Raw genomic sequence first — 25,184 nt, 5'->3', positions numbered from 1 at the left:
CCAGCTGGACGTACAGGTGGGGCGGGTCTACGACATCAAGGGAGACAGCAACAGCTGCAAACACGCTTGAGATCAATGTGCCGCCGCGCCACGAGCGCAATGCGAGGGCTGGGCTGAGCGACGGTCACGCCACCATTGTGCCATGCCCTGCGGGCGGCGATGCCACCAGGTCAAATATCCGCTCACGGTGAGCGTAATTCCCGGATTAAGCTGGTCGCTCCGGTGAGAAAACCCAGGAAACGCCGCGCGGTTTTGGGACGGGCTCGCCGGCCGGGCCGCGGGCCCGCCCACCGTGGGATCATTTGGCATGGCACTTCGCGAGCAAGCGGTCGAGTTGCCCGACCTGCGGGGAGTACCCGGACGGCCGTTCGGGATCTACATCCATGTCCCGTTCTGCATAACGCGTTGCGGCTATTGCGATTTCAACACCTATACCCCGGCGGAGTTGGGCGGTGTGAACCCCGACGCGTGGCTGGCGGCGCTGCGAACGGAATTGAAGTTGGCGGCGGAGCGGCTTTCCGGGCCGACGGTGAACACCGTGTTCGTCGGGGGCGGGACGCCGTCGCTGCTGGGCGGCGCGAGGGTGGCGTCGGTGCTGGACATGGTGCGGGAACACTTCGCGCTGGACCCGGACGCCGAGATCACCACCGAGGCCAACCCGGAATCGGCCTGGCCGGACTTCTTCGACGCCATCCGCGCGGCCGGCTACACGCGGGTGTCGCTGGGCATGCAGTCGGTGTCCCCGACGGTGCTCGGGGTCCTCGACCGCATTCACACCCCGAACCGGTCGGCGGCGGCCGCCCGCGAAGCGTTGGCGGCGGGCTTCGAGCACGTCAGCCTCGATCTGATCTATGGAACTCCGGGGGAATCGGACTCCGACCTGCTGCGCTCGGTGGACACGGCGATAGCCACCGGCGTCGATCACGTATCCGCGTACGCGCTGGTCGTCGAGGAAGGCACCGCCCTGGCCCGCCGGGTCCGCCGCGGGGAACTGGCGGCGCCCGACGACGACGTGTTGGCGCACCGCTACGAGCTGGTCGACGCCCGGCTGTCGGAGGCCGGGATGACGTGGTACGAGGTGTCCAACTGGGCCCGACCCGGCGGTGAGTGCCGGCACAACCTCGGCTACTGGGACGGCGGCCAGTGGTGGGGCGCGGGCCCGGGAGCCCATGGTCATATCGGGGCCATTCGATGGTGGAACGTCAAGCATCCCAACGCCTATGCGCAAGCGTTGTCCGAAACCGCTTTGCCGGTGGGGGGATTCGAGCGGCTGGACGCCGACGCGCTGCACACCGAAGAAGTGCTGTTGAAAACCCGGCTGCGCCAAGGTCTTCCGGGCGACGTGCTGAGTCCTGCCGAACGCGAACGCGCGGGCGTCGCGGTCGCCGACGGATTGTTGGTGCTCGACGCCGAGCGGTTCGTCCTCACCCCGCGCGGGCGGCTGCTCGCCGACGCGGTGGTGCGCACCATCCTGGGATAGCGCTCAGACCGGCGGGAACCAGTGTGACACTGCGCGGTTGATCTCGATGTAGAGCGGAATCCCGATGGTGACGGTGTAGGAGAACGTCAGGCCAAGCGCCGCCGCCAGCGGCAGCGTCGGGCTCGCCTCGGGGATGCCCAGCCGTTGCACCGCCGGGAGCGTGATGTAGGACGCCGCTCCGCATAACACCGCGAAGATGACATAGGTGCCCGGCTGGAAGTGGGTGTCGGTGAGGTAGGCGTACGCGTACGCGGCCACGATCCCCAGCGTCGCAAAGAAGTTGGGCGCCACCAGGGCGAAGACGATGAACCCCGTGCCGGCCAACCTGAGGTCGCGCAACTTGCGGGACGCCGTCATGCCCATCTCGAGCAGGAACAGGCACAGGACACCCTGGAACGCCGCGACGAAGAGCTCGTTTTGGTCGTGCACCACCTTCTGGCCCTGCAGCGCGCTGATGAAGCCGATGGCGATGCCGCCGACGAGGAGGATCAGTCCGGGATTGAGGAACACCTCCCGCAAGATCTCGCGCGACATCAGGGGCGCGTTCGTGCGCACAGCCGCGTCCGGATTCCACTCGGGGTGCTCCTGCTTCTCGAGCGAGAACTCCAGCTCGTCGGCGATCGCACGCTCCACTCGGTCGTCGACGCCCTCCGCGCGTTCCCGCTGGGCGGCCGCGCCGGGCCCCACCCTGGCCGGGGCCGTGTAGCCGTCCTCGTCCGGCATGAATCCGGCCTCGTCCATGCCGCGGTGCCGCAGCCGCGCCACCAGATACAGCGCCACCAGGCAGCCGGGAATCTCCATGAACGCCAACAGGACCGGCATGTAGGCGTCGAAGGCGATCTTGACGCTGGTCAGGACGGCCACGCAGGTCGCGAAGGCGCCCGCCGAGTCCGACCCGTAGTAGCCGGCGACGGCCGCCCGGTCGACCCGCCGGAGCCGGGTCAGGTACCTCAGCAAGACGTAGGTGAGCGCCCCGATCAGGAAGTTCAGCGCGATGCCCAGCGCCACGAATCCCGCGATGTTGTCGATGTCGGCCGGTTTGACTTTGGCCAGCTCCTCCCCGCCCTGCCAGCCGATGGCCACCAGCAGGTACATGGTCAGGCCCTGATAGATCACGTACGGGAACTCGAACCGCACCTTCAGGATCGGGATGAGGAAGCCGAAATAGAAGAACAGCAGCAGCGGCTTGAAGAGATTGTGGATGAAGTTTTGCCACAACTCGTACAGCATGGGCGCCTCCTGGCGACGCAGTCCGGCGCAGCGGGCAGCGGCAAGCGACTCGCGGCGTTCACGAACTTAGTGAACCTCGCGGGCTGGAGCGAGCCGACTCAACCCGTCTTTACGAACAATTAACAACTCGCCGCGTCGGCCGTCGCGTCAGCGCGGGGAAGGGCCAGTCAAAGCGGCTGTCGCCCATCGTGATTCGTCGGCCGGACGATCGTTGAGTGCCGCGAAACTAGAACCAGTGGGCGATCAGCCGATTGACCTCGATGTAGAGCGGGATCCCGATGGTGACGTTGTAGGAGAAGGTCAAACCGAGCGACGCCGCCAACGGCAGGGTGGGGCTCGCCTCGGGAATCGCCAGCCGTTGAACCGCCGGGACGGCGATGTAGGACGCCGCGCCGCAGAGCACCGCGAACAGTACGTAGGTTCCCGGCTTGAAATCGGCGTGGGTGAGTGAGGCGTAGGTGTGGGCGACCAGGATGCCAAGGGGCGCAAAGATGTTGGGCGCGAGCAGGCCGAACAAGATGAAACCGGGGCCGGCCGTCCGCAGGTCCTTCAATTTGCGGGACGCCGTCATGCCCATCTCGAGCAGGAACAAACACAGCACGCCCTGGAACGCCAACACGAAGAACTTGTCGTCGTCGGCGACCACCTTCTGCCCCTGCAGCCCACTGACCAGGCCGATGATGATGCCGCCCATCAGGAGGACGAGCCCGGGGTTGAGGAACACCTCTTGGAACAGCTCCCGGGAGAAGATCGGCGCCCTCTTGCCCGCCGGGCGGGGCGGGCTCTGGTCCGGCTCCCAGTCCGGGTGGTCCAACTTTTCCAGTGCGAACTCGAGCTCCTGCTCGATTCCGCGTTCGTGCTCAGCCTCGAGGCTGCCGCCGTGCGGGGGCTTCGCCGCGGTGCCGGGCCCGACGCCGACCCTGACCGGCGCCGTGTAACCAGGCTCGTCGACCATGTTTCCGGCCGCGTCCATCCCGCGGTGGCGAAGCCTCGCCACCAGGTACAGCGCCACCAGGCACCCCGGGATCTCCATGACGGCCAACATCACCGGCATGTAGGCGTTGAACGCCATGCCGACGGCGGTCAGGACGGCCACGCATGTCGCGAACGTTCCCGCCGAGTCCGACCCGTAATACCCGGCGACCGTCGCCCGGTCGACTCTTCGCAGGGAGGTCAGCCAGCTCAGCAGCAGGTAGGCGAGGCCGCCGATCAGGAAGTTGAGCACGAAGCCCAACACCATGAAGCCCACGATCATCCCGATGCTGCCGGCGCTGATCTTGGCGAGTTCCTCACCGCCGTGCCAGCCGATGGCCAGCAGCAGATACATCGTCAGGCCCTGATAAATGACATAGGGAAATTCGAAGCGCACCTTCAGGATCGGAATGAGGAATCCGAAGTAGAAGAACAGGAGCAGCGGCTTGAACAGGTTATGGGTGAAGTTGTGCCAAAACTCTTGCAGCATCCAATGCCTCCCTCGATGAGTGCGGTGATCAGGGAAAAGCACCGTCCGCAAGCGGAGCCACCACAGAACATCCCGACGACCGTGGAAAACGTATCCCCGGCGGGGTCAAACCGCCACTCGAATGCAAAGGTGTGTCGTAGCGCCAGAAATCGGCCTGCGCGCGGCAAAATCACTGGTCAACGGCCTGCGGTTGGCCGCCGCAGGATCGCGCGCCTACCTCACGCCAGGCGTGGATTTGGTGTGAAAGTGCTGTGTGTTTGCTGTCAACGCCGCAATCAACGCGCCGACGTGATTACCGAGGGCCTGACCCCGACGCCCTTCTTGCGGTGCGTAACCGATAGCCATGCCATTGGCGAGTAATGCGTGGTGATTTCCTCGAAACCGTCGACACGCGAAACGGTGAGCACGCCCGTTTCTTGATTTATTTCCAGCTCGTCATTTTCACCGCCCTGGACCTCTTCACCGTTCGCAAGCCGGATGACGAACATGGCGGTGACTCTCCAGGGTTGGGCGATCGGGCTGGCAATGATCTTAGGAGAAGTCCGGTGGCCGTGCTCGTCCCGAGGGCCGCCGGGGGCCTGGCTTCACGTGATCCGGAGATCGGTTGCACGTTTTTAGATAGGTTAGGCTACATTTACTAACCGTGACCGAGGTCAGCGTTCAGACGAGTTCCGCCGGCTCCGCATCGTCACCCATCCCCCTTCCCGCACACATCCACCCGGCCGACCTGGCCGCAGAGCTGGCCGCGCTGCTGCCCGACCGGGTCGGCGAGGAGTACCTGCTCTACGAGCGCAACGGGCAATGGGTGCTGGCCAGCGGCGTGCGCGCGATGGTCGAGCTGGACAGCGACGAACTGCGCGTCATCCGCGACGGCGTGGTGCAGCGGCAACGGTGGTCTGGGCGGCCGGGGCCCGTGCTGGGCGAAGCCATCGACATATTGCTGCTGGAAACCGACCAACTCTTCGGGTGGATCGCCTTCGAATTCGGCGTCTACCGCTACGGGCTGCAGCAGCGACTGGCGGCGCGCACCCCGCTGGCCCGCGTGTTTTGGCCGCGCACCCGCATCGTTGTGACCGGGGACGCGGTCGAGCTGTGGGGCACCACCGGCGCCCACCGGGACGCGATACTGAGCCTGCTGGGCGACGGTCTGCCCGAGCTGCGCCAGGCCCGCGGCGTCGACGTCATCGCCGACCCTTCCGGCTATCGCGATCGGGTGGCGTCGGCTGTCGGGGAGATCGCGGCGGGCCGCTACCACAAGGTGATCCTGTCCCGGTCCCTGGAAGTGCCCTTCGGACTGGACTTTCCGTCCACCTACCGGCTGGGGCGTCGGCACAACACCCCGGTGCGATCGTTCCTGTTGCGGCTGGGCGGGATTCGCGCCGTGGGCTACAGCCCGGAACTCGTCGCGGCCGTCCATGACGACGGCATCGTGGTGACCGAGCCACTGGCGGGTACCCGGGCCCTGGGCCGCGGTACGGCGCGCGACCGCCAGGCCCGCGACGACCTGGAGTCGAACTCCAAAGAGATTGTCGAGCATGCGATTTCGGTGCGAAGCTCGCTGCAGGAGATGGCCGAGATCGCCGAACCCGGCAGCGCGGTGGTCACCGACTTCATGACGGTTCGGGAGCGGGGGAGCGTGCAGCACCTCGGCTCCACGGTCAGCGGGCGGCTGGGCCCGTCGAACGACCGGATGGACGCGCTGGAAGCGCTTTTCCCGGCGGTCACCGCGTCGGGCATTCCGAAAGCCGGCGGCGTGGAAGCGATCCTGCGTCTCGACGAGGGTCCGCGCGGGCTGTATTCCGGAGCGGTCGTGATGTTTTCGGCCGATGGCGGCCTGGACGCCGCGCTGACCCTGCGGGCGGCGTACGAACGCGACGGCCGCACCTGGTTGCGGGCAGGGGCGGGGATCATCGAAGGGTCCACGCCCGAGCGGGAATTCGAGGAGACCTGCGAAAAGCTCTCCACGCTCGCGCCGTATCTGGTTGCGCGCCAGTAGCGCTCGCTCGACCGCTCGGTGGGTGACCGAGGCTCGGTCGGCACCCCCGCACGCGTAGGGACCTTTGGCCCTATTTCACCGCCTTTCCGGCGTGTCATCTTTATGTAACCGAATGACACAGATACATTGCGCGTTACGAGAAGACACACTTAACTGGAGGGCTCCGTGTCCAAGGACCTGACTAACCTGCAGCTACTACACGAGCTCGAACCCGTGGTCGAGGGCCTGCTCAACCGCCACCTGTCGATGTTCAAGGAATGGAATCCGCACGACTACGTCCCGTGGTCGGACGGCAAGAACTTCTACGCGCTGGACGGTCAGGATTGGGAGCCCGGGCAGAGCCGGCTGCCGGACGTCGCGCAGGTGGCGATGGTGCAAAACCTGCTGACAGAGGACAACTTGCCGTCGTATCACCGCGAGATCGCGATGAACTTCAGCATGGACGGCCCCTGGGGGCAGTGGGTCAACCGATGGACGGCCGAGGAAGCCCGGCACAGTACGGCTTTGCGCGACTACTTGGTGGTCACCCGCGCCGTCGACCCGGTGGCGCTGGAGAAGCTCCGCCTCGAGCAAATGACCCGGGGCTTCAGCCCGGGACAGAACCAGCAGGGTGACATGTTTGCCGAGAGCCTGTTCGACTCGGTCATGTACGTCTCGTTCCAGGAGTTGGCGACCCGGGTCTCGCACCGCAACACGGGCAAGGCTTCGTCGGACCCCATCGCCGAAGCGCTGATGGCCAGGGTGTCGCACGACGAGAACCTGCACATGATCTTCTACCGGGACGTCAGCGCGGCCGGCCTGGACATCGCCCCGAACCAGGCGATGGCGTCGGTGCACCGGATCCTGCGCAATTTCAAGATGCCCGGCTTCACGGTGCCCGAATTCCGGCGCAAGGCGGTCATCATCGCCGTCGGCGGCGTCTACGACCCGCGGATCCATCTCGACGAGGTGGTGATGCCGGTGCTGCGGAAGTGGCGCATCTTCGAGCGCGAAGACTTCAGCGGCGAGGCCGCCCGGATGCGCGACGACCTCGCCGTGTTGATCAAGGAACTCGAGCAGGCGTCGGACAAGTTCGACGAATCGAAGCAGCGCTACCTCGAACGCGAGGCCCGCAAGACCGAACGGATCACCGCCAGCAAGGTGCTCGAGACGAAGGGCACGTTGACACTGAGCGGGCACTGACGCGAGGCCGGCCGCGCTCACTCACGCCGTGGAGCTCGACTCCAGATAATCGCCGAGGATGCGGCTGACGAGTGATTCGATGTTGGACTCGATCGACGAGGCGAGCGTGGCGGTGACCGTCGCCACGGCTTGCGTCCGGAAGCGCACCAGCATCGTGATCAGCTCGGCGATCTCGGCGTCCGCCGGCAGAGGCTCGCCCGGTTTGATGCGGTCCAGCACGTGCTCGGCCCCGGCGCGCACCAGCAAGTCGCTGATCTTGTCGATCTCGGGCACGATCTGCTCGTGTAGGTCGACGAGCTTCTTCAATTCGACTCCGTAGCCACGGATTTCGTTGAACGCTTCGATCAGTTTGGGGCGGGTGATCGTGGCCCGCGCCCCGTCGACGCGGATGACCTGCAGCGTCACCAGGCGCTCGAACGCGTCCGGGTCGTCGACGAGCCGCTGCGCGTCGACGAGCGGCATGGTCTCCGGCTTCTCGGTGGTCCACGTGCCCACAATGGCCGTTTCCAGGCCCAGCACGTCGCCCAGGTTCTTGCCCTCTTCCCACGCGCTGAGCATTTCGCGCACGTGCGCGATGTTGTATCCGCGGTCGAGCATCGAGGTGATGAGCCGCAGGCGGGTGAGGTGGGTGTCGTTGAACAAGGCGATGCGGCCGACGCGCAGTGGTGGCGGCAGTAGTCCGCGGTCGCGGTAGACCCGGATGTTGCGGGTGGTGGTGCCGGCCAGCCGGGCGAGGTCGTCGATCCGGTATTCACCGGAGGTGGGATCGCCGTGCGGCTGGCGCACCGCCGCGTCGAAAAGCTGCGAGACCGCCGTCTCGATCACCTGCCGGTATTCCCGCGACTGGCGCCGAACGCGCTTGGGCGCGCGCCGCACGTTGTGCAGCACGCTGGCGATCGTGCCCGGTTCGGGTCGTGCGGGGCGATCCGGTGCCATGCGTCAGCCCGACGAGACGGCGAGCGCCCGGGCGCCGCGCGGCACCGCTTGATAATCCTGGTAGCGGAATTCCCTCATCTGGCGAAGATACTGCGTCGCAAAACCCGGGTACATCGACCCGTTGTAACCGTCCTTGGTGAGGTACCAACTGCGGCACCCGGACATCCACGTGGTCTTGGTGAGTCTGCGTTGGAGGGCGTCGTTGTGACGACGCTGGACCTCTTCGCGCACATCGAGGTAGCGCAGGTCCCGGTCGAGGATGGCGGTGATGCCGCGCACGGCGTAGTCCAGCTGGCCCTCGATGTAGACCAGCAGCGAGTTGTGTCCCGGCCCCGAATTGGGTCCGGTCATCACGAACAGATTGGGATAGCCGTGCACATTGATGCTCTTGTATGCCTGTGCGCCGCCGGCCCATTCGTCGGCCAGCGACCGGCCGCCGAGCCCGGTGACCGCAAAAGGCGGTCCGGTCAGATGGACGTCGTAGCCGGTGGCGAACACGATGCAGTCGAGGTGGTGCTCGATGCCGTCGCTGGTGCGGATCCCGACCGGGCTGACGGCGGCGATCGGCCAGTCGATGAGCTTGCAGTTCTCGCGCTGCAGGGCGGGGTAGTAGTCGCTGGAGACCAGCATGCGTTTGCACCCGGGCCGGAAATCCGGGGTCAGCTGGCGGCGCAGCCACGGGTCCTTCACCTGGGCGCGCAGGTGCGCCCGTCCCAGCCGGGCGGCCAGCGACGTCAGCGGCGTGTCCCACACCAGCGCCGTGGCGCTGGCCTCGTGGCCCCAGAACAGGGCCTGCCGCGCAAGTTCTTGGGCGGCGGGGACTTTGGCGAACAGGCTTTGCACCGCCGGCGGGGTGGCCACGTCGAGCCGCGGCAGCACCCAGCACGGGGTGCGTTGAAACACCTTGACGAATCCGGCCTGCTTCACCAACTCGGGGATGATCTGGATCGCGCTGGCACCGGTGCCGACGACGGCGACCCGCTTGCCCGCGAAGTCGTAGTCGTGGTCCCAGCGGGCGCTGTGGATCTTGTGACCCCGGTAGCTGTCCAGGCCGCGGATGTCGGGGAAGCTGACGTCCGACAGCGGTCCGGAGGCCAACACGACGGCGCGCGCGTGGAATCGCTTGCGTCGGTTGGTGGTTGCGGTCCAGACGCCGTTCTCCTCGTCGAAGGCCAATCCGTTGACCTGGTGGCCGAATCGGATGTGTCGGCGGATGTCGAACCTGGTGGCCATGTCTTCGAGGTGGCGGCAGATCTCCGAGGCTGGGGAGTACGTCCGCGACCAGCTGGGGTTCCTGACGAAGGAGTACGAGTAGAGCAGCGAGGGGACGTCACAGCTGGCGCCGGGATACGTTGTGTCGCGCCATGTTCCGCCGACCCGGTCGCCGCGTTCCAGGATCACGATGTCATCGACCCCGGCGTCGGCCAATCGGATGGCCGCGCCCAGACCGGTGAAGCCGGCGCCGATGATGAGCACCGCATGGGTGCGGTCGTCGGCCACGGTCACGCCGCCGGCCGGTAGGTGAGTTCTTTGAACCAGCTGGGCACCGGCTTGAGCAAGGGTTTGGGATATCGGTCGGACAGCCAGACCATGGAGTTCGCCAGCAGATGGTAGGGGTGGCCCGGGTTGACGACCATCGCCGCGTGCCGCTTGAGCAGTTGGTAGGCGGGTACCCGCGCCGTCCGCTCGCCCCGCTCCCCGAGCTGCTTGAAGCGTTTGACCGCGTTGTAGAGGCGCTCGGGTTCCATGCCCATGCCCGCCATCTCGTTGCGCACCCGGTTGAGCAGGGGGATGTACATCAGGGTGCCGACGATCACGCCGGGCGAGGCGACCGTGCCGACGAACTCGATGGCCAGCTTGCGGGCCCTGGCGTGGCCGATCATGTCGAGGACGGCGAAATCGACCGCGATGTGCCGGGATTCGTCGTTGTTGATCTTTTCGAACACCTGGTGGCAGACCGGGTCTTCGACGGTGTCGAGCAGAAACTTCAGCAACGCGCCGTCGAGGGCGACCTCGAGCATGGGGATGACGGTGCCCAGCACCGACAACGGCATGTCGTCGGAGTAGGCGTCGAGCCACTGGATGGCCAGCCGGATGTTGACGTTCGGCTTGGGAACCTCGCCGTCGTCGAGCATGCCCCAACGCTTCATCAGCGCCATCTCGGCATTGGCGTGACGCTGCTCCTCGGCGTGGAAGTACCGGTAGATCTCCGCCAGCGTGGGATTGGGCGCCTTCTTGGCCAGCGCCGCGAATCCCCGGGCGCCCACGTTCTCGATCCAGCACAGGTCGGCCATGAACGCCTTGAGCTTGGGCCGGAATTCGGGCCGGATGGTATCGGCGCCGGGCGCGTCCCAATCGATGTCGGCGAGCGCCCATTGGCGATCCTTGATCTTGGCGAGCATGGCTTCCATGTCGATGGCCATCGGGAGATCCTTTGCTTGATCAGGGCAGGTTGATGCGCGACGCCAGGCCGACCGCTCGCGTATAGGCTTGTGGCGCCAGGCGTTTGATGTTCCAGCCGATCTTGGCGTCGAGTTGTGGCATGCAGTACAGCTCGCCACGGTCGTGTGCGTCCAGGCAGATCCGCGCGACCTTGTCCGCCGAGAAACCGGTCCAGCGCATCAGCTTGTTGGCCAGCTCGCCGGATTCTTCGCTGATGCGGCCGGACTCGACGATGTTGGTCTTGACGAAGGTCGGGCACAGCACTGTGACTTTGACGCCGGTGCCGGCCAGCTCGGCGGCCAGGGTCTCCGAGAGTGACAGCACGCCGGCCTTGCTGACGTTGTAGGCGGCCATTCCCGGCGCCGCGCCGAACGCCGCCGCCGACGCCACGTTGATGATGCCGCGGGGGGGCGGGTGACGGCTCCCGCAGGATCGGCGCGAAGACGTGGCAGCCGTGAATGGGCCCCCAGAGGTTGATTCCCAGGGTCCACGCCCAATCGTCCAAGGGCGTATCGCCGATGGCCGCGCCACCGGCGCCGACGCCGGCGTTGTTGATCACCAGCGTGGGCGGCCCGGAAAACCAGGCGATGGACTGCTTGGCCAGCGCCTGGACGTCGCCGAATTGCGAGACGTCACAACGCTTGGCGGTGGCCTTGGCGCCCGCTTCGGTGATCGCGTCGACCGTCCGGTGGGCGGCGGCCTCGTCGATGTCGCTGCAGACGACCGTGCCACCGCGGCGGCCGAGCTCGATGGCGAAGGCCGCCCCGATGCCGCTGCCCGCGCCGGTCACCACCGCCGACGCGCCGCGGCTCGCCTTGCGCCTGCCCAGCAGTCTGTCCAGCATTTCTCAGCGCACCTCCGTTATCGCGCGCGCATCCTGCAGGGCGTGGGTGACGAAGCGCGCGACGTAGCCCATGGCCGCGGCGGCTTCGGGCGTCATCCGGGGCAGCGCCTGAAAGACGTGCACCTGGTGCGGCCAGATCTGCAGTTCGCATCGGCCGCCGGCGGTTTGGATGTCGGCGGCGAGGTGGCGCGCGTCGTCCTGGAGCATCTCCGCGCCGCCGGCCTGGATCAACGTCGGCGGAAGCGGCGGTCCGCCGGCGACGTTCAGGGTCAGGCGGTGATGCGCGGGATTGACGCCGGCGTGATACATGCCGACCAGGCGGGCCGCGTCGGTCGCCCGGATGGCGGGATCCCGGCGCTTCCGTTCACGGGCGAGGCAGAGCCCGAAGGTGATGTCGTACAACGGGGAGAATAGCGTCAGCGCGGCGGGGTGGTTCACCGCTACCTCGGGTTGCAGCAGCATGTCGACGGCCAGGTGGCCGCCCGCCGAATCCGCGGCAATGACAATCTGTTTCGGCGGCACGTCGCACGATTCCACCAGCCACTCCCAGCCCGACCGCACGTCGCCGGCCGCGGTGGGGAAGCGATGCCGCGGTGCGAGCCTGTAATCGATGCTGAACACCGGCAGACCGGTCAGCGACGACAGCCAGGACGTCAGGCGGCGGTGCGTCTTGGGGGAGCAGACGGCGTAGCCGCTGCCGTGCACGTAATAGATGGCCCCCGCGGAGGTGGACGAACGCCCGGTTTCGCTTGTCGGCGTACGCGGTCCGTACACCCATTCGCCCTTGACGCGGCGACCGTCGGGCAGCCTGGTGTCGACGTGTTCGACTCGGGTGCCCGCCAGTGATGGCCCGAAGGTGCCCATGATCCGGGCGACGATTTGGCGCGACAGCCACAGACCCCACGCCCGCTCGGGCGGTAGCAGGCCGGTGACGGGCCGCAGGGTGTAAGCACTTACCGCAGCCGCGCCGCGGGACCGCAATGACCCGCGGGCCGGAACACCGTCCGCCATGGAACGCAGTCAATACCAAATGGTGACATTAGTCAATGGCAGCTTTGTTGGGTGTCCAGTCGGTCCGCTGTGTGAGCCGGCTAGACCATCCGCGGACCGCCGAAGCCGGGGACCGCGCCCACCGGAATCAACGCGAGGGCGATGGCGAGAAGGGCGAAGGACCGCAACGCTTTTGGCGTCGGACGCTGGTCGGTCTCCGGCCTGCGCGCCGCGAAGAGGATGAAGACCACCCCGACGTCGAACGCCAGAATGATCAGCCAGCGGGTCCAGTCATAGCCGGTCAGGAAGACCGGGGCGACCAACAGCAGGCCGCCGATGACCCACGGCCATCGGCCCCTCAGCGCCTCGACGAACGCCCGCAGCGGCACCCCCGAAACAGTGCCGAGCCCCCACATCGTCAACGCGAGTGCGGCGGCACCGAAAGCCAGGGACATGGCCAGCCCCACCGCTCCGACGTGCCCGACGCTTCGGATGGCATCGGCGATCCCGTTGTCGAAGTTGGGCATCACGTTGCGGCACACCCAGTCGTGATAATCGGTTTGCCGAGATTGCCCGTCGATCACATAGCGCAGCAAGGTTTCTGGCGATGTGACCGTGGCGAACGGGTTGGGCATCGACTGATGCGGTACCGACGCACACAGTTGAGCGGCGACGTCGTGGCGCCCGAAAGTCGCCACCGCGGCGGTGGTGAGGACGCCCGGCAGCACCGCCAGGAGCGTCCCGATGCCCGTCGACCCGTCGAGCGCACCGCCCAGGACGATGATGGCCAGCACGGCCCCCAACGCGAACTCCAGCCCTATCGCCTCGTGCACGAGCGTCAACGCCGCGATCGCGCCGCCGTAGGCCGCGCACCACGCCATCGCGCCAGCGCGGGAACGGGTGCACACCAGCGCCGAGGAGAACAGCGCCAGCGCCGCCCCGCCGAACAGGTCCGGCCGGGCCGAATACGCCGCGAACGGCACACCGAAGGGCAGCAACGGAATCAGCAGCGCGACCATCAGCCTGCGCTCGGACCGAACGCGGCCGAAAAGCAGCACGCCCGCCACCGTCGCCAGGCCGCCCAAGAAGGCGGCGGTGGAGAACCACCGCAGACCCAGGGCGACCGAGAAGTAGTCTCCCGGGACCAACCGCACCAGTTCACCGGCGAGCCCGCGGCGCACGAAGCCGTGCGCGTAGTCGGCGGCGTAATAAGACATCCAGTACACGTCCAGGGGAACGATTTTGACGGCGCACCACAGGACGACGGCCGTCCAGGCCGCGATGGCGGCGGTGCCCCAGACGTACAACGCGCGGTGTGGCCGTTCGTTCGCCCCGACGCCGAGGTCCACGATCAGATCCGGCCCTCGTACACCGATGTGGCGGACAGCTGCAGGTCGGCGAGCGCGTGACACGCCAGTTCGCGCGTGGCCGCGGCGGTGTTGTCGGCGCCGCTCTGGTAGGCGATGACATTGAGGAACCGGCTGCCGTTGATCGTGCCCGTGCTGCAGAACAATTGGCCGTGGCCTTGCTCGACGCGGCCCCGGGTGACGCCCTGATCGACCAGCCGGATGCAGACCTCACTCGCATCCGCGCCATCGATACGTCCCAGGGCGGCATCGAGATCGCCGAGGTTGGAGCAGCCGACCGGGAGTTGGTCGCTCGACATCGCGACGCCTTCGAGGCGCCGGACCAGCCAGCGCGGGGTGAACGGGATGAGCGGCAGGCCGGCCAGCATCGGATTGGGTCGTGTCGCCAGGGATGTCAGCTCGCGCTTGACATCCGCGCGCACGCCGCTCAGGTCGCCCTGCACCGCGCCGCCGTCGACGGTCAACGTGATCGAGGTCAGCGCGTTGGCCCGGTCGTCGTCGGTGGCGGCGCGGTCGCTGACGGGAAGCACGACCGTCACCGAGTCGCCGCCGGGGAGCACCCGGCCGATGCGGTGCGCGAGACGGGCCGCGAACGCGACGAAAAGCGTGTTGCTGCTTCCGTTGAGGCTGCGCGCACGCGCTTCCCACGCCGCGGCGTCGGTCTGAATCGTCGCCGACGGCAGCGCGATCGGGGCATCATCGACCGGCGCATCGGGCGGGCGGGCCGCCGGCTTGGGATTGGAAGCGGACCCGATCAACATCGCCAGGGTGGCGAACAGCGCGCGGATCACCGCCGGCAGGGCGATGGCGGCGTCGGCCAGGTCGACCAGGATCGCCCGCCAACGGTTGCGTGAATTCGCCTGGGAATAGCCGGGATTACGGGTACGCCGGTCGACTGCCTCGGTAATCGCGGTGATCAGCCCGAGCCCATCAACGACGCAGTGCGACGCCACCAGCGTGACCGCCGCACCCCCGTCATCCAACGGCAGGACGCCCAGGTGGAAGGACGGGCCGTACTCCGGATCGACGGGCACGCGCGCACGCCTCTCGACCCACGCGCCGATACCCGAGCGTGGCCGTCGCGGCTCGAGCGCGATGTCGGGTGAGCCGCCGTCGCGCACCCAGCGGTGACGGCCGAACGGCAAGGGGGAGCGTTCGATCCGGCGTCCGAGCAAGCCGGCGCCGAGATTGCCGTTGAAGTCCCGCAATTGGTCGAGGTTCACGGCGCGGTCGTAGATCCAGGTGCATTGGGCCGCGCTGCCCTGGCCGGTGGCGCGCAGCCGCAAGAAGGCGGCCTGGTCCAGCAGGGCCAGCCTCGTCACCGGTGCCGTGCCTCGCGGGGCTGCCGATGGGATGTGTACCGAGACGTCCTGCGGGCGAACGGGAATGCCTCGGGCATCACGGACCGTCGGCAACCCGGGTGAACTCGGCGCGCATCGTCTCGACGTAGCGCCGGACGGACTCGCGGGCGATGTCGGTGCCCGGGTAGGCGACCACCAGCTGCGTCTTGTCGTGCATGCGATTGACCCACATGCACACCGTCTCCGACAGGCGGTTGTCGCCCCAGATGCCGGCCCGCAGGCCGTCGAAGTTGTCGGCGAACGGCAGCTTGCGAATGTCGATGTAGGACAGCATCGGAACGGGACGGTCCGGAATCTCGATCGGTTCTTTGTCGGGCACCTCGAGCAGGTGGTAGTACGGCACCGCGCCGAGGGCCGTGTTCGCGTCGAAGGACGCCTGGGCGGCGCCGACCACCTCGTCGAATGACGCGCCCGCAGTGGGGATCGTCAGCGGGACGAAGCTGGCCAGCCACCCGACGGCGGTCGCGTGGGCGTGGTCTCGGCGATTCTCGAACGGGGTGAGTCCGAAATACACCGGCGCGCCGGTCAACCGATGCTCGGCCAGCGCGGCGCAGGCGAACACACCGCCGCTGAAGCGCGCCCCCGCGGCCCGGCACGCCGCCTCGAAACGCCGGCCCTGGTCGTCATCGATCAGGTCGAAGACCTCGATGGCGCCCGGCGTATCGGCGGCGGCATGCCCCAGCTCGAGGGGAAACCGCGGCAGCGCACCGCGGTTCGCCGCGAGGAAGCTTCGCCAGGTCTGGATCTCCGGCGAGGCCTCGTTCAGCCCCGCGGTGTATGCACGCTGCTTCGCGCTGTACTCCCGGTGGCTGGCCGCGGGTGGCAGCGCGACCTGCGCCTTCTGCACCGCGGTGAAGTACGCCGTCTGAATGTCGAGAAAAATCACCCCGGCCGACATGCCGTCGGCACGCAGGTGATCGACCGCGATAACCATGGTGAATCGGTCTTCGCCCTGAACGATTCCGAAGCTGAAGCAGTCCCACTGCAGCGGATCCGGGGTATCGAGAATCAGTTTGCGGATCTGGACCGGGGCCATCCGTCCGAGATCCGCTGGCGCCAGGGTGATCTCCGCCGGATCGGCGATAACGTAACGGCGAATTTCGTCGTTGTCGTCGAAGTCGAACCGGTCGTGGTACGTATCATGGCGCCGCACATGACTATTCACGGCGTGCGTCATCGCGTCGATATCGCAGACACCGCGGATTTCCCACGCCCCGATGCATAACCGGGGAATGTCGCGGCCGAGGCTGACCTGGCGCCGGTAATAGCGAAGATGCTGCGACTGCTGGTAACTCACTGGGGCCGGATGATATTGCGCTTCCGCTGCACGCGCGTGGGTGGTGGCGGTCGGGTACCAGGAAACGACGGTGCCCTCGGCTGTCCAATCATCAACCGTCCCCAGGAACATGCGCTACCTTTCGTCCGCCAACCGGTGATGCCATTTCGTGACCTTTACCGCGACCGCGCATGAATTGCTGAATGACATTAGCGCCGAAGGGGTTATGCTCGCAGGCTGAGCGAGCGTGTCGGCATAAGCTGCGTCAAAGGCGCGCATGGGATCCCCCCTCGAGCATCACAGTCTTCCCAAGACCGATGCAGAATGCCATCGTAGGGGATGTGAGGTAGCCCACAATGCAAAATGGCCGAATTGGTACGCACGGTTAACTCGGAAGTAATCGTCCCAGCGCCGAAGCCCGAATGGCCTTTGCCGGAGCGGTTGATCCTCCGCTGGCAGGCCATGACTCACACCGTTGCGATTCTTGGTGTGAGTCTCCCGGAGGGGACTTCGGCCTGCCGCCGCCGGCCTATTTTGCCGACGCCGCGCCGACGTGCCTGGCGATCGCCTTCTTGTCGACCTTGCCGATCGGCGTGGTCGGCAGTGTCGTCATCGCCACCAGCACGTCGGGCCGGGCGTGCGCGGCCACCCCGCACCGGTCGAGGTGGGCATTCAGCTCGGCCAGGGTCACCGCCGGCCCGCTGAAAACCACCGCCGCACAGATTTTTTCGTCGAGGTAGGGGTCCGGCAGTGGCACCGCGGCAGCGGAGGAGATCGACGGGTGGCGCAGGATCTGTTCCTCGAGGTCGGCCGCGGAGACGGTCTCACCGCCGCGGCAGATCACGTCCTTGACACGTCCGGTGACCGTCAGATACCCGTCCGGCCGGAGCCGGATCAGGTCACCGCTGCGGAAGAAGCCGTCGGGGTCGAAGCAGCGTTCGTTGTCGCGCTCGGCGCGGTAGTAGCCGTTGAGCGTGTACGGGCCGCGCACCAGCAGTTCGCCCTCCTCGCCGACAGACACCGGTGCGCCGTCGGCGTCGACGACGCGCAACTCGTCGGCCTCGCACAACGGCCGGCCCTGGGTGTGATCGACGAGCTCGGGCGGATCACCTGGCCGGGTGTAGTTCAGCAGGCCCTCCGCCATCCCGAACACCTGCTGCAGCCCCGGGGTCAGCGCGGTGCGGACCAGGCGGGCATCGTCGGGATCGAGCTTCGCCCCGCCAACTTGCAAGAGCCGCAGGGACTTCGGAGTCACCGGCTCCCACTCGCAGGCTTGCGCCCACAGTTTGGCCAGGGCCGGCACCAGGGCGGTGACCGTGACGCCGTGACGCTCGATCGCGGCGAACGCGGCCTCGGGGCTGGGGTCGGTGGCGAATACGGTGGCGGCGCCCACCGTCATCGCGCCGAGCAGGCCGGGGCAGGCCAGTGGGAAGTTGTGTCCGGCCGACAGCATCACCAGGTAGACGTCGTCCTCGGTGAGCCCGCACACCCGCGCGCTGGCGGTCGCGTTGAACACGTAGTCGTCGTGGGTGCGGGGGATCAGTTTGGGAGTCCCCGTGGTGCCGCCCGAAACCAGAAGTAAGGCAGGAGATTGCGGATCCCGCGGCGGCGTCGCGGGCGCGGCGGCGGCCCGGTCGCAAAGTTCGGCCCACGAGGTGAACGGGCCCGGGTCGCCGTCGACGATCACGTGCTCGAGCGCCGCGTGGAGCTTGACGAGTTCGGCCGCCATGGCGCGGTAGTCGAAACCGGTTGCCGCATGGGCGATCACCAAGCCCGTGGCCTCGCTGACGGCGGCAAAGTGTCCCAATTCGGCCGCGCGGTGGCCGGGCAGGCACATCACCGGGATGGCGCCCGCCCGCAGCAACCCGAAGAGCGCCACCGCGAACTGGCAACCGTTCGGCAATTGCAACAGCACGCGGTCACCCGGCGCGATGCCCAGCCCGCGCAGTCCCGCGGCGGCCCGGTCGGCGCGCTCGTCCAGCTCGGCATAACTCAAGCGCGCGCCGCCCACGGCGTCGAGCACGGCCGTCCGATCGGGCCAGCGCCGGGTCGCGTCGCTCAGGATGGTGTCCAGGGTGCGTCCCGCCCAATACCCCGCCGCGCGGTAGGCGGCGGCCCGATCGGCGGGGAACGGCACGAACCCCTGGAGGGCCCCGTTGAGGGGCGGCTGCCGGGTGTTGGCGGTCATCGGGTCCTCAGGCGGGGGGCGTAGTGGCGGCGATCCGGGAGTAAGGATAGGGTAACCAAAAACTTAGGGCAGCCTTTGCTAATCCAGGGAGGGTTTCGTGGTGCGTGCCTCGGCGCGCTCGGAAGGCATCCGGGCAGAGGTGGCCGACCTGCTCGGCCTCGGCGTCGACGACGTTCACCCCGGTACCGATCTCATCGCCCAGGGCCTGGATTCCATCCGGATGATGACCCTCGCGGGCCGCTGGCGCCGCCGGGGAATCGCCGTCGATTTCGCCACGCTGGCCGCCACCCCGACGATCGAGGCCTGGTCAGAGCTGGTTTGCGCGGATGCGCCGGCCCACTTCGCCGAGCACCAAGCCCCGGCGGCGGACACCCCGGGAGAGCCCTTCCCGCTGGCGCCGATGCAGCACGCCATGTGGGTCGGCCGCCAGGACAACCAGCCGCTCGGCGGGGTGGCCGGGCACCTTTACGTCGAGTTCGACGGCGGCCCGATCGACCCCGAACGGCTGCGCGCGGCGGCCACGGCGCTGGCCCGGCGCCACCCGATGCTGCGCGTGCAGTTCCTGCCCGACGGCACCCAATCCATCGCGGCGCCCGGCGGCCGATTCCCGGTGGCGGTCGAGGACCTGCGCGGCCTGGACGGCGACGGGGTCGACGAGCGGCTGGCCGCCATTCGCGACGCCAAGTCGCATCAGCAGCTCGACGGCGCGGTGTTCGAGCTGGCCCTGACACTGCTCCCGGGCGAACGTTCGCGCCTGCACGTCGATTTGGACATGCAGGCCGCCGACGCCATGAGTTACCGCACCCTGATGGCCGACCTGGCCGCCCTGTACATGGGCCACGAACTGCCCGCACTGAGCTACACCTATCCGCAGTATCGCCGGGCCGTGGAGGCGGAGGAGGCCCGGTCGCAACCGGCCCGCGACGCCGCCCGACAGTGGTGGGCGCAGCGCATCCCGCAGCTGCCGGACCCGCCGGCCCTGCCCGTCACCGGCGACCGGCGCTCGCGGCGCAGCACCCGGCTCTGGCACTGGCTCGACCCGCAGACCCGGGACGCCCTGTTTTCGCGCGCCCAGGCCCGCGGGCTGACCCCGGCGATGACATTGGCCGCGTCGTTCGCCAATGCCCTGGCGCGCTGGTCGACCACCTCGCGCTCCTTGTTGAACGTGCCGCTGTTCGGGCGCCAGCCGCTGCACCCCGACGTCGACTCGTTGGTCGGCGACTTCACCTCCTCGCTGCTGCTCGACGTCGACCTCACCGGCACGCGGACCGCGGCAGAGCGGGCGCGGGCCGTGCAGGACGCGATGCGGACCGCCGCCGCCCACTCCGCCTATCCCGGGTTGTCCGTGCTGCGGGACCTCGGCCGTCATCGGGGCGCGCAGGTGCTGGCGCCGGTGGTCTTCACCAGTGCGCTGGGGCTCGGCGACCTGTTCAGCCGCGATGTCACCACCCAATTCGGCGCGCCCGCGTGGATCATCTCCCAGGGCCCGCAGGTGTTGCTCGACGCTCAGGTCACCGAGTTCGACGGCGGCGTGCTGGTGAATTGGGATGTGCGCGAGGGCATCTTCGCCGCGGGCGTCATCGACGCGATGTTCGGCTACCACATCGACGAACTGGTTCGGCTGGCCTCCGCCGACGACAGCTGGGACGCCCGCGGGCCGTCGCCGTTGCCGGACGCGCAGCGCGCGGTGCGCGACGCGGTCAACGGCCGCACCGCCGAGCCCAGCGGAGAAGCGTTGCACGACGGGTTCTTCCGGCAAGCCGAGCAGCGGCCCGACGCGCCGGCAATATTCGCCAGTTCCGGTGACCTCAGCTACGCCCAGCTGCGCGACCAGGCGCGGGCGGTGGCCGGCGCGTTGCGCGCGGCCGGCGTCGGCGCCGGCGACACGGTCGCGGTGATGGGGCCCAAGACGGCCGAGCAGGTGCCCGCGCTGTTGGGCATCCTCAGCATCGGCGCGGTGTACCTGCCCATCGGCGCCGACCAGCCGCGCGACCGCGCGGAGCGCATCATCGAAACCGGCGCGGTGCGGGTGGCCCTGGTGTGCGGCGGGCAGCGGCTGTCGCCGCCCGTGCCGGAGCTGACGCTGGCCGACGTGCTGCGCGGTGAGCCGGCCGACATCGACTCGGGCAGAATCGATCCCGGTCAGCTGGCCTACGTATTGTTCACCTCCGGCTCGACCGGCGAGCCCAAGGGCGTGGAGGTGACGCACGACGCCGCGATGAACACCGTGGAGTTCATCGCCCGGCACTTCGAGATCGGCCCCGCGGACCGGTGCCTGGCCCTGTCCACCCTCGAAGGCGACATCTCGGTGATGGACATCTTCGTGACCCTGCGGACGGGCGGGTCGATCGTGGTGGTCGACGAGGCGCAGCGCCGCGACCCCGACGCGTGGGCCCGGCTGATCGACGCCCACCGGGTCACCGTGCTGCACTTCATGCCGGGCTGGCTGGAAATGCTGATCGAGGTCGGCCGCGGACGGCTGTCGTCGGTGCGGGTGATCCCGACCGGCGGGGACTGGGTCCGCCCCGAGTTGGCGCGCCGGCTGCGGGCCGAGGCGCCTGACGTTCGCTTCGCCGGCCTGGGCGGTGCAACCGAAACCCCGGTTCACAACACGATTTTCGAGGTCGGCGACCCGAACGCGTTGCCGCCCGACTGGACCGCCCTGCCCTACGGCGTGCCGCTGGACAACAACGCCTGCCGCGTGGTCAACGACGCGGGCGACGACTGCCCCGACTGGGTCGCCGGCGAGCTGTGGGTGTCCGGTCGCGGCATCGCGCGGGGCTACCGCGGACGCCCCGACCTCACCGCGGAGCGCTTCGTCGAGCACGCGGGACGAACGTGGTACCGCACCGGCGATTTGGCCAGGTATTGGCCCGACGGCACCCTCGAGTTCGTCGGGCGCGCGGACCACCGGGTCAAGATCAGCGGATATCGCGTCGAGCTCGGCGAGATCGAGGCCGCGATGCGGCGGCTGCCGGGGGTTGCGATTGCGGTGGCCGCCCTGGTCCCCGGATCCGGCGGGTCGGAGGTCCTGGCGGCCGCGGTCTGCCCGGAGAGCTCAGGCGCTGCGGCGCCGACCGCCGAGCTTCTCCGTGCGTCGATGGCCGAACTCGTTCCGGCGCACATGATTCCGCGACACTTCGCGCTCCTGGAGCGCATCCCGTTCACCAGCGCCGGAAAGATCGACCGTCGCGCAGTCGCCCGCGAGCTGGGCGCCGCGGTCTCGCTGTCCGAGCGGACCGGCTTCCGGGCCCCGTCGACGCCGCTGGAATCGGCCCTCGCCGCGCTCCTCGGCGATCTGCTCGGCGCGGATCAAGTCGGGCGCGACGACGACTTCTTCGCGCTGGGCGGGGATTCGGTGCTGGCCACCCAGGCCGTGGGCCGGATCCGGACCTGGCTGGACACCCCGAACATCATGGTCGCCGACATCTTCGCCAGCAGAACCGTTGCGGCCCTTGCCGAATTGCTCACCGGGCGCGAGCGGGACGCGGCACGGCTGGATCAGGTGGCCGAGCTGTACCTGGAAGTCATCCACCTGGATGCCGACGCGGTGCTGTCGGCGGCGCATCAGACTGGGAAACCCGGGACGGCGCAATGACTTCCGAACCGCTGCTGAGCAGGCCGACCGAATTCGCGCCGTGGATCAAGCGTGCCCCCGCCCCGACCGCGAGTCGGCGCGCCGGCGCCACCGTCGTGTTTCCGCACGCGGGAGCCGCCGCGGCGGGGTACCGGGCGCTGGCGACCGCCCTGGCCGCAGGCGGTGACACCTACATCGTGCAGTACCCGCAGCGCGCGGACCGGCTGAGCCACCCCGCCCCCGACACCGTGCACGACCTGGCGCAGGGCCTGTTCGACGCGGGCCCGTGGAATAGCGTCGCGCCGCTCAGGCTGTTCGGGCACAGCATGGGGGCCGTCGTGGCGTTCGAGTTCGCCAGGATCGCCGAATCCCACGACATCCCCGTGCAGCGCCTGTGGGTGTCGGCCGGCCCGGCGCCGTCGGCCGTCGCCGCGATGCCGGCGTTGCCCACCACCGACGACGGATTGCTCGCCGACATCGCCGATCTCGGCGGCACCGATCCCGACCTGCTCGCCGACGAAGAGTTCGCCGAGCTGCTGACCACCGCGGTGCGTGCCGACTACCAGGCGGTCAACCGCTACGAGTGCGCCCCCGGCGTGCGCATCAGCGCCGACATCCGCGTGCTGGGGGCGCGCGACGACCACCGCGTCGATCCGGAAGCGTTGCGGCTGTGGGAGAACCACACGGCTGGCGCCTTCGAGCTGTTCCTGTACGACGGCGGACACTTCTATCTCGACGAGCACCTGGATGCCGTCGCGGAACGGGTGAACGCCGATGTCTGAGCGGCCTTACGACGCCGACCCGGTGGTGATCGTCGGCATGGCCGTCGAAGCGCCCGGCGGCATCGACACCGCCGAGGGGTACTGGGAGCTGTTGTCGCAGGGCGGAGAGGCCCTCGGCCCGTTCCCCACCGACCGTGGTTGGCAGGTCCGCGAGCTGCTCGCCGGGTCGCGGCGCAGCGGCTTCAAGGAAATCCATGACCGCGGTGGATTTCTCTCGGGTGCAACGACATTCGACCCCGAGTTCTTCGGCATCTCGCCGCGCGAGGCTGTCGCCATGGACCCCCAGCAGCGCGTCGTGCTTCGGGTGTCCTGGCGCGCGCTGGAAAACAGCGGCATCAACCCCGACGACCTGGCCGGGCACGACGCGGGCTGCTTCGTCGGCGCCTCGGCCACCGGATACGGGCCGCAGATGGCCCGCTTCTCCGAGCACAGCGGCCACCTGCTCGCCGGGACCGCGCTGAGCGTGATCTCCGGCCGGGTCGCCTACACGCTGGGGCTGGCCGGACCGGCGCTGACGGTGGATTCGTCGTGCGCGTCCGCGTTGGCGGCATTCCACGTCGCCGTGCGGTCGGTGCAGAACGGCGACTGCGACCTCGCGCTGGCCGGCGGCGTCAACGTGCTCGGCTCGCCGGGATTCTTCGTCGAGTTCTCCAAGCAACACGCCCTCTCCGACGACGGCCACTGCCGCCCCTACAGCGCCCAGGCCAGCGGCACGGTGTGGGCCGAGGGGGCGGCGATGTTTGTGCTGCAACGCAAATCGGCCGCGCTGCGCGCCGGCCGGCAGGTCGTCGCCGAGGTCCGCGCCACCGCCGTCAACCAGGACGGCCGCAGCGCCGGGCTCAGCGCCCCCAGCGGTGACGCGCAGGTCCGCCTGTTCCGGCGTGCAATGGCGCAGGCCGCGATTCGGCCCGAAGACGTCGGCATGCTCGAGGGCCACGGCACCGGTACCCGCCTCGGCGACCGCACGGAACTGCGATCGCTGGCGCAAACGTACGGCGACACGGCGCCCGGCGGCGGCGCGCTGCTGGGCTCGGTGAAATCCAACGTGGGGCACGCCTTGGCCGCCAGCGGGGCGCTCGGGCTGGCCAAGGTGCTGGTCTCCGCGGAGCACGGGGCGATCCCGCCGACCCTGCACGCCGCGGACCCGAGTCCCGAAATCGACTGGGAGAGCCAGGGTCTGCGCCTGGCGAAGGACCTGACCCCGTGGCCCGCGTTCGGTGGGCAGCGGATCGCGGCGACGTCGGCATTCGGCATCGCCGGTACCAACGCCCACGTGATCGTCTCCCTGCCCGAGGTCGCGTGATGCTGACGTCCACCCTGCCCGACGCTCGCGTGCCCGTGCTGCTGTCCGCGCACGCCGAGGAGCTGATCGGTCAGGACGCCCGGGCGATCCTGGACCATCTGGACTCCGCGGGCGCCGATGCGGATGTCGCGGCGGTGGCGTCCAGCCTGCTGCGGCTGCGGCGGGTGCGACGGCACCGCGCGGTGGTTCGAGCGGCCGACCGCGCCGAGCTCGTCGCCGGGCTGGCCGCGCTGGCCCGTGGCGCGGAGCACCCGCTGGTCACCCGGTCGTCGATCGGCGTCGCGCCGGGGATCGCCTTCGTGTTTCCCGGCCAGGGCAACCAATGGCAATCGATGGGCGCCGAAGCCTATCAACGGCTTCCGGCGTACCGGGCCGAGGCGGACCGATGCGCCCGGGCGTTTTTGGCCGCCGGGCTGCCGTCGCCGTTGCCCTACCTGACCGGGCAAGTCGACCGGGACTCGTCGCGCACCGAAATCCAGGGGGCGCAGTTCGCCCACGCGGTCAGCCTGGCCCAAGAATGGCGATTCCACGGCGTGCTCCCGGCAATCACCGTGGGGCACAGCCTCGGCGAGGTCGCGGCGGCCTACGTCGCCGGAACGATATCGCTGCCCGACGCGGTCGCCCTGGTCGGGGCCCGCGCCACCATCGTCGACCGCTTGACCGGTCACTACGCCATGGCGGTGCTGGGCGCCGGCGTCGACGACGCGGAGTCGTTGATCGGCGAAACGGTTGGCTGGCTGGAAGTCTCGGCCTGTCTCTTATACACAT

The 25,184-nt window shown here is 68.6% G+C and carries 19 protein-coding genes and 1 pseudogene; 7 read left to right on the top strand and 13 right to left on the bottom strand.

Annotation, left to right across the window (positions count from 1 at the left end; all coding sequences use genetic code 11):
- Positions 1-35: 35 nt before the first annotated feature.
- Complete coding sequence (locus WU80_RS26640) at positions 36-92, bottom strand: Ms4527A family Cys-rich leader peptide (RefSeq protein WP_368072687.1); 57 nt, start codon at positions 90-92, stop codon at positions 36-38.
- 215 nt (positions 93-307) lie between these two features.
- Between WU80_RS26640 and hemW the strand changes: the two genes are divergently transcribed.
- Positions 308-1,480, top strand: coding sequence for a radical SAM family heme chaperone HemW (gene hemW / locus WU80_RS07595; RefSeq protein ID WP_055402557.1), 1,173 nt, complete (start codon positions 308-310; stop codon positions 1,478-1,480).
- Between the two features lie 3 nt (positions 1,481-1,483).
- On the opposite strand, the gene WU80_RS07590 is transcribed toward hemW, so the two are convergent.
- From WU80_RS07590 to WU80_RS07580, 3 genes are all read right to left on the bottom strand, one after another.
- A complete protein-coding gene (locus tag WU80_RS07590; RefSeq protein ID WP_055402554.1) occupies positions 1,484-2,710 on the bottom strand; it encodes a sodium-dependent bicarbonate transport family permease in 1,227 nt (408 codons plus the stop codon).
- A 226-nt stretch (positions 2,711-2,936) separates the two neighbouring features.
- Positions 2,937-4,172, bottom strand: a complete 1,236-nt coding sequence (locus tag WU80_RS07585; RefSeq protein WP_055402552.1) for a sodium-dependent bicarbonate transport family permease — start codon at positions 4,170-4,172, stop codon at positions 2,937-2,939.
- A gap of 275 nt (positions 4,173-4,447) precedes the next feature.
- A complete protein-coding gene (locus WU80_RS07580; RefSeq protein ID WP_055402550.1) occupies positions 4,448-4,660 on the bottom strand; it encodes a hypothetical protein in 213 nt (70 codons plus the stop codon).
- A 155-nt stretch (positions 4,661-4,815) separates the two neighbouring features.
- On the opposite strand from WU80_RS07580, the gene WU80_RS07575 reads away from it, so the two are divergent.
- Complete coding sequence (locus WU80_RS07575; RefSeq protein WP_055402548.1) at positions 4,816-6,168, top strand: salicylate synthase; 1,353 nt, start codon at positions 4,816-4,818, stop codon at positions 6,166-6,168.
- Positions 6,169-6,333: 165 nt separating this feature from the next.
- On the top strand, positions 6,334-7,350 hold the full coding sequence (locus WU80_RS07570; protein ID WP_055402546.1) for an acyl-ACP desaturase: 1,017 nt from the start codon (positions 6,334-6,336) through the stop codon (positions 7,348-7,350).
- A gap of 21 nt (positions 7,351-7,371) precedes the next feature.
- Here WU80_RS07570 and WU80_RS07565 read toward each other — a convergent pair whose 3' ends face one another.
- The 9 genes and pseudogenes from WU80_RS07565 to WU80_RS07525 all read right to left on the bottom strand — a co-directional run bounded on the left by WU80_RS07565 (position 7,372) and on the right by WU80_RS07525 (position 18,754).
- Entirely contained in the window at positions 7,372-8,286 is a 915-nt protein-coding gene (locus tag WU80_RS07565; RefSeq protein WP_055402544.1) for a MerR family transcriptional regulator, read from the bottom strand.
- 3 nt (positions 8,287-8,289) lie between these two features.
- Positions 8,290-9,786: a flavin-containing monooxygenase gene (locus WU80_RS07560; protein WP_369808502.1), complete on the bottom strand. Its 1,497-nt coding sequence runs from the start codon at positions 9,784-9,786 to the stop codon at positions 8,290-8,292.
- A 2-nt stretch (positions 9,787-9,788) separates the two neighbouring features.
- Positions 9,789-10,709, bottom strand: a complete 921-nt coding sequence (locus tag WU80_RS07555) for a hypothetical protein (RefSeq protein WP_055402540.1) — start codon at positions 10,707-10,709, stop codon at positions 9,789-9,791.
- A gap of 19 nt (positions 10,710-10,728) precedes the next feature.
- A pseudogene (locus WU80_RS07550) lies at positions 10,729-11,572 on the bottom strand (SDR family NAD(P)-dependent oxidoreductase).
- 3 nt (positions 11,573-11,575) lie between these two features.
- Complete coding sequence (locus WU80_RS07545) at positions 11,576-12,583, bottom strand: alpha/beta hydrolase (RefSeq protein WP_082459819.1); 1,008 nt, start codon at positions 12,581-12,583, stop codon at positions 11,576-11,578.
- Between the two features lie 80 nt (positions 12,584-12,663).
- Complete coding sequence (locus tag WU80_RS07540; protein WP_055402598.1) at positions 12,664-13,914, bottom strand: hypothetical protein; 1,251 nt, start codon at positions 13,912-13,914, stop codon at positions 12,664-12,666.
- Entirely contained in the window at positions 13,914-15,251 is a 1,338-nt protein-coding gene (locus tag WU80_RS07535; protein ID WP_055402538.1) for a hypothetical protein, read from the bottom strand. Before WU80_RS07535 ends, WU80_RS07540 begins: the two co-directional genes overlap by 1 nt.
- A gap of 76 nt (positions 15,252-15,327) precedes the next feature.
- Positions 15,328-16,698 (bottom strand): condensation domain-containing protein, encoded by a 1,371-nt coding sequence (locus WU80_RS07530; RefSeq protein ID WP_055402536.1) that lies wholly within the window; start codon positions 16,696-16,698, stop codon positions 15,328-15,330.
- Positions 16,699-17,095: 397 nt separating this feature from the next.
- Positions 17,096-18,754, bottom strand: coding sequence for a (2,3-dihydroxybenzoyl)adenylate synthase (locus WU80_RS07525; protein ID WP_055402534.1), 1,659 nt, complete (start codon positions 18,752-18,754; stop codon positions 17,096-17,098).
- A 97-nt stretch (positions 18,755-18,851) separates the two neighbouring features.
- Between WU80_RS07525 and WU80_RS07520 the strand changes: the two genes are divergently transcribed.
- From WU80_RS07520 to WU80_RS07505, 4 genes are all read left to right on the top strand, one after another.
- Positions 18,852-22,352 carry a non-ribosomal peptide synthetase gene (locus tag WU80_RS07520; RefSeq protein WP_055402532.1) on the top strand — a complete coding sequence of 1,167 codons (3,501 nt, stop codon included), beginning with the start codon at positions 18,852-18,854 and terminating at the stop codon, positions 22,350-22,352.
- On the top strand, positions 22,349-23,113 hold the full coding sequence (locus WU80_RS07515; RefSeq protein ID WP_055402530.1) for a thioesterase II family protein: 765 nt from the start codon (positions 22,349-22,351) through the stop codon (positions 23,111-23,113). The genes WU80_RS07520 and WU80_RS07515 overlap by 4 nt, the downstream gene beginning before the upstream one ends.
- The gene (locus tag WU80_RS07510; protein WP_055402528.1) at positions 23,106-24,416 is read left to right on the top strand and encodes a polyketide synthase; all 1,311 of its coding nucleotides are present in this window, start codon (positions 23,106-23,108) and stop codon (positions 24,414-24,416) included. Before WU80_RS07515 ends, WU80_RS07510 begins: the two co-directional genes overlap by 8 nt.
- A partial coding sequence (locus tag WU80_RS07505; RefSeq protein ID WP_156371780.1) for an acyltransferase domain-containing protein occupies positions 24,416-25,184 on the top strand: 769 nt, incomplete at its 3' end. The genes WU80_RS07510 and WU80_RS07505, both read left to right, overlap by 1 nt.

The organism is Mycobacterium sp. UM_11 (genome assembly GCF_001414075.1).
GTDB lineage: Bacteria > Actinomycetota > Actinomycetes > Mycobacteriales > Mycobacteriaceae > Mycobacterium.
This window is presented reverse-complemented; position numbering and strand designations above follow the sequence as displayed.

Coding starts and splice junctions, on each gene's coding strand:
- hemW (WP_055402557.1), top strand. CDS start 308: ATGGCACTTCGCGAGCAAGCGGTCGAGTTGCCCGACCTGCGGGGAGTA.
- WU80_RS07590 (WP_055402554.1), bottom strand. CDS start 2,710: ATGCTGTACGAGTTGTGGCAAAACTTCATCCACAATCTCTTCAAGCCG.
- WU80_RS07585 (WP_055402552.1), bottom strand. CDS start 4,172: ATGCTGCAAGAGTTTTGGCACAACTTCACCCATAACCTGTTCAAGCCG.
- WU80_RS07580 (WP_055402550.1), bottom strand. CDS start 4,660: ATGTTCGTCATCCGGCTTGCGAACGGTGAAGAGGTCCAGGGCGGTGAA.
- WU80_RS07565 (WP_055402544.1), bottom strand. CDS start 8,286: ATGGCACCGGATCGCCCCGCACGACCCGAACCGGGCACGATCGCCAGC.
- WU80_RS07555 (WP_055402540.1), bottom strand. CDS start 10,709: ATGGCCATCGACATGGAAGCCATGCTCGCCAAGATCAAGGATCGCCAA.
- WU80_RS07545 (WP_082459819.1), bottom strand. CDS start 12,583: ATGGCGGACGGTGTTCCGGCCCGCGGGTCATTGCGGTCCCGCGGCGCG.
- WU80_RS07530 (WP_055402536.1), bottom strand. CDS start 16,698: ATGTTCCTGGGGACGGTTGATGATTGGACAGCCGAGGGCACCGTCGTT.
- WU80_RS07525 (WP_055402534.1), bottom strand. CDS start 18,754: ATGACCGCCAACACCCGGCAGCCGCCCCTCAACGGGGCCCTCCAGGGG.
- WU80_RS07515 (WP_055402530.1), top strand. CDS start 22,349: ATGACTTCCGAACCGCTGCTGAGCAGGCCGACCGAATTCGCGCCGTGG.
- WU80_RS07510 (WP_055402528.1), top strand. CDS start 23,106: ATGTCTGAGCGGCCTTACGACGCCGACCCGGTGGTGATCGTCGGCATG.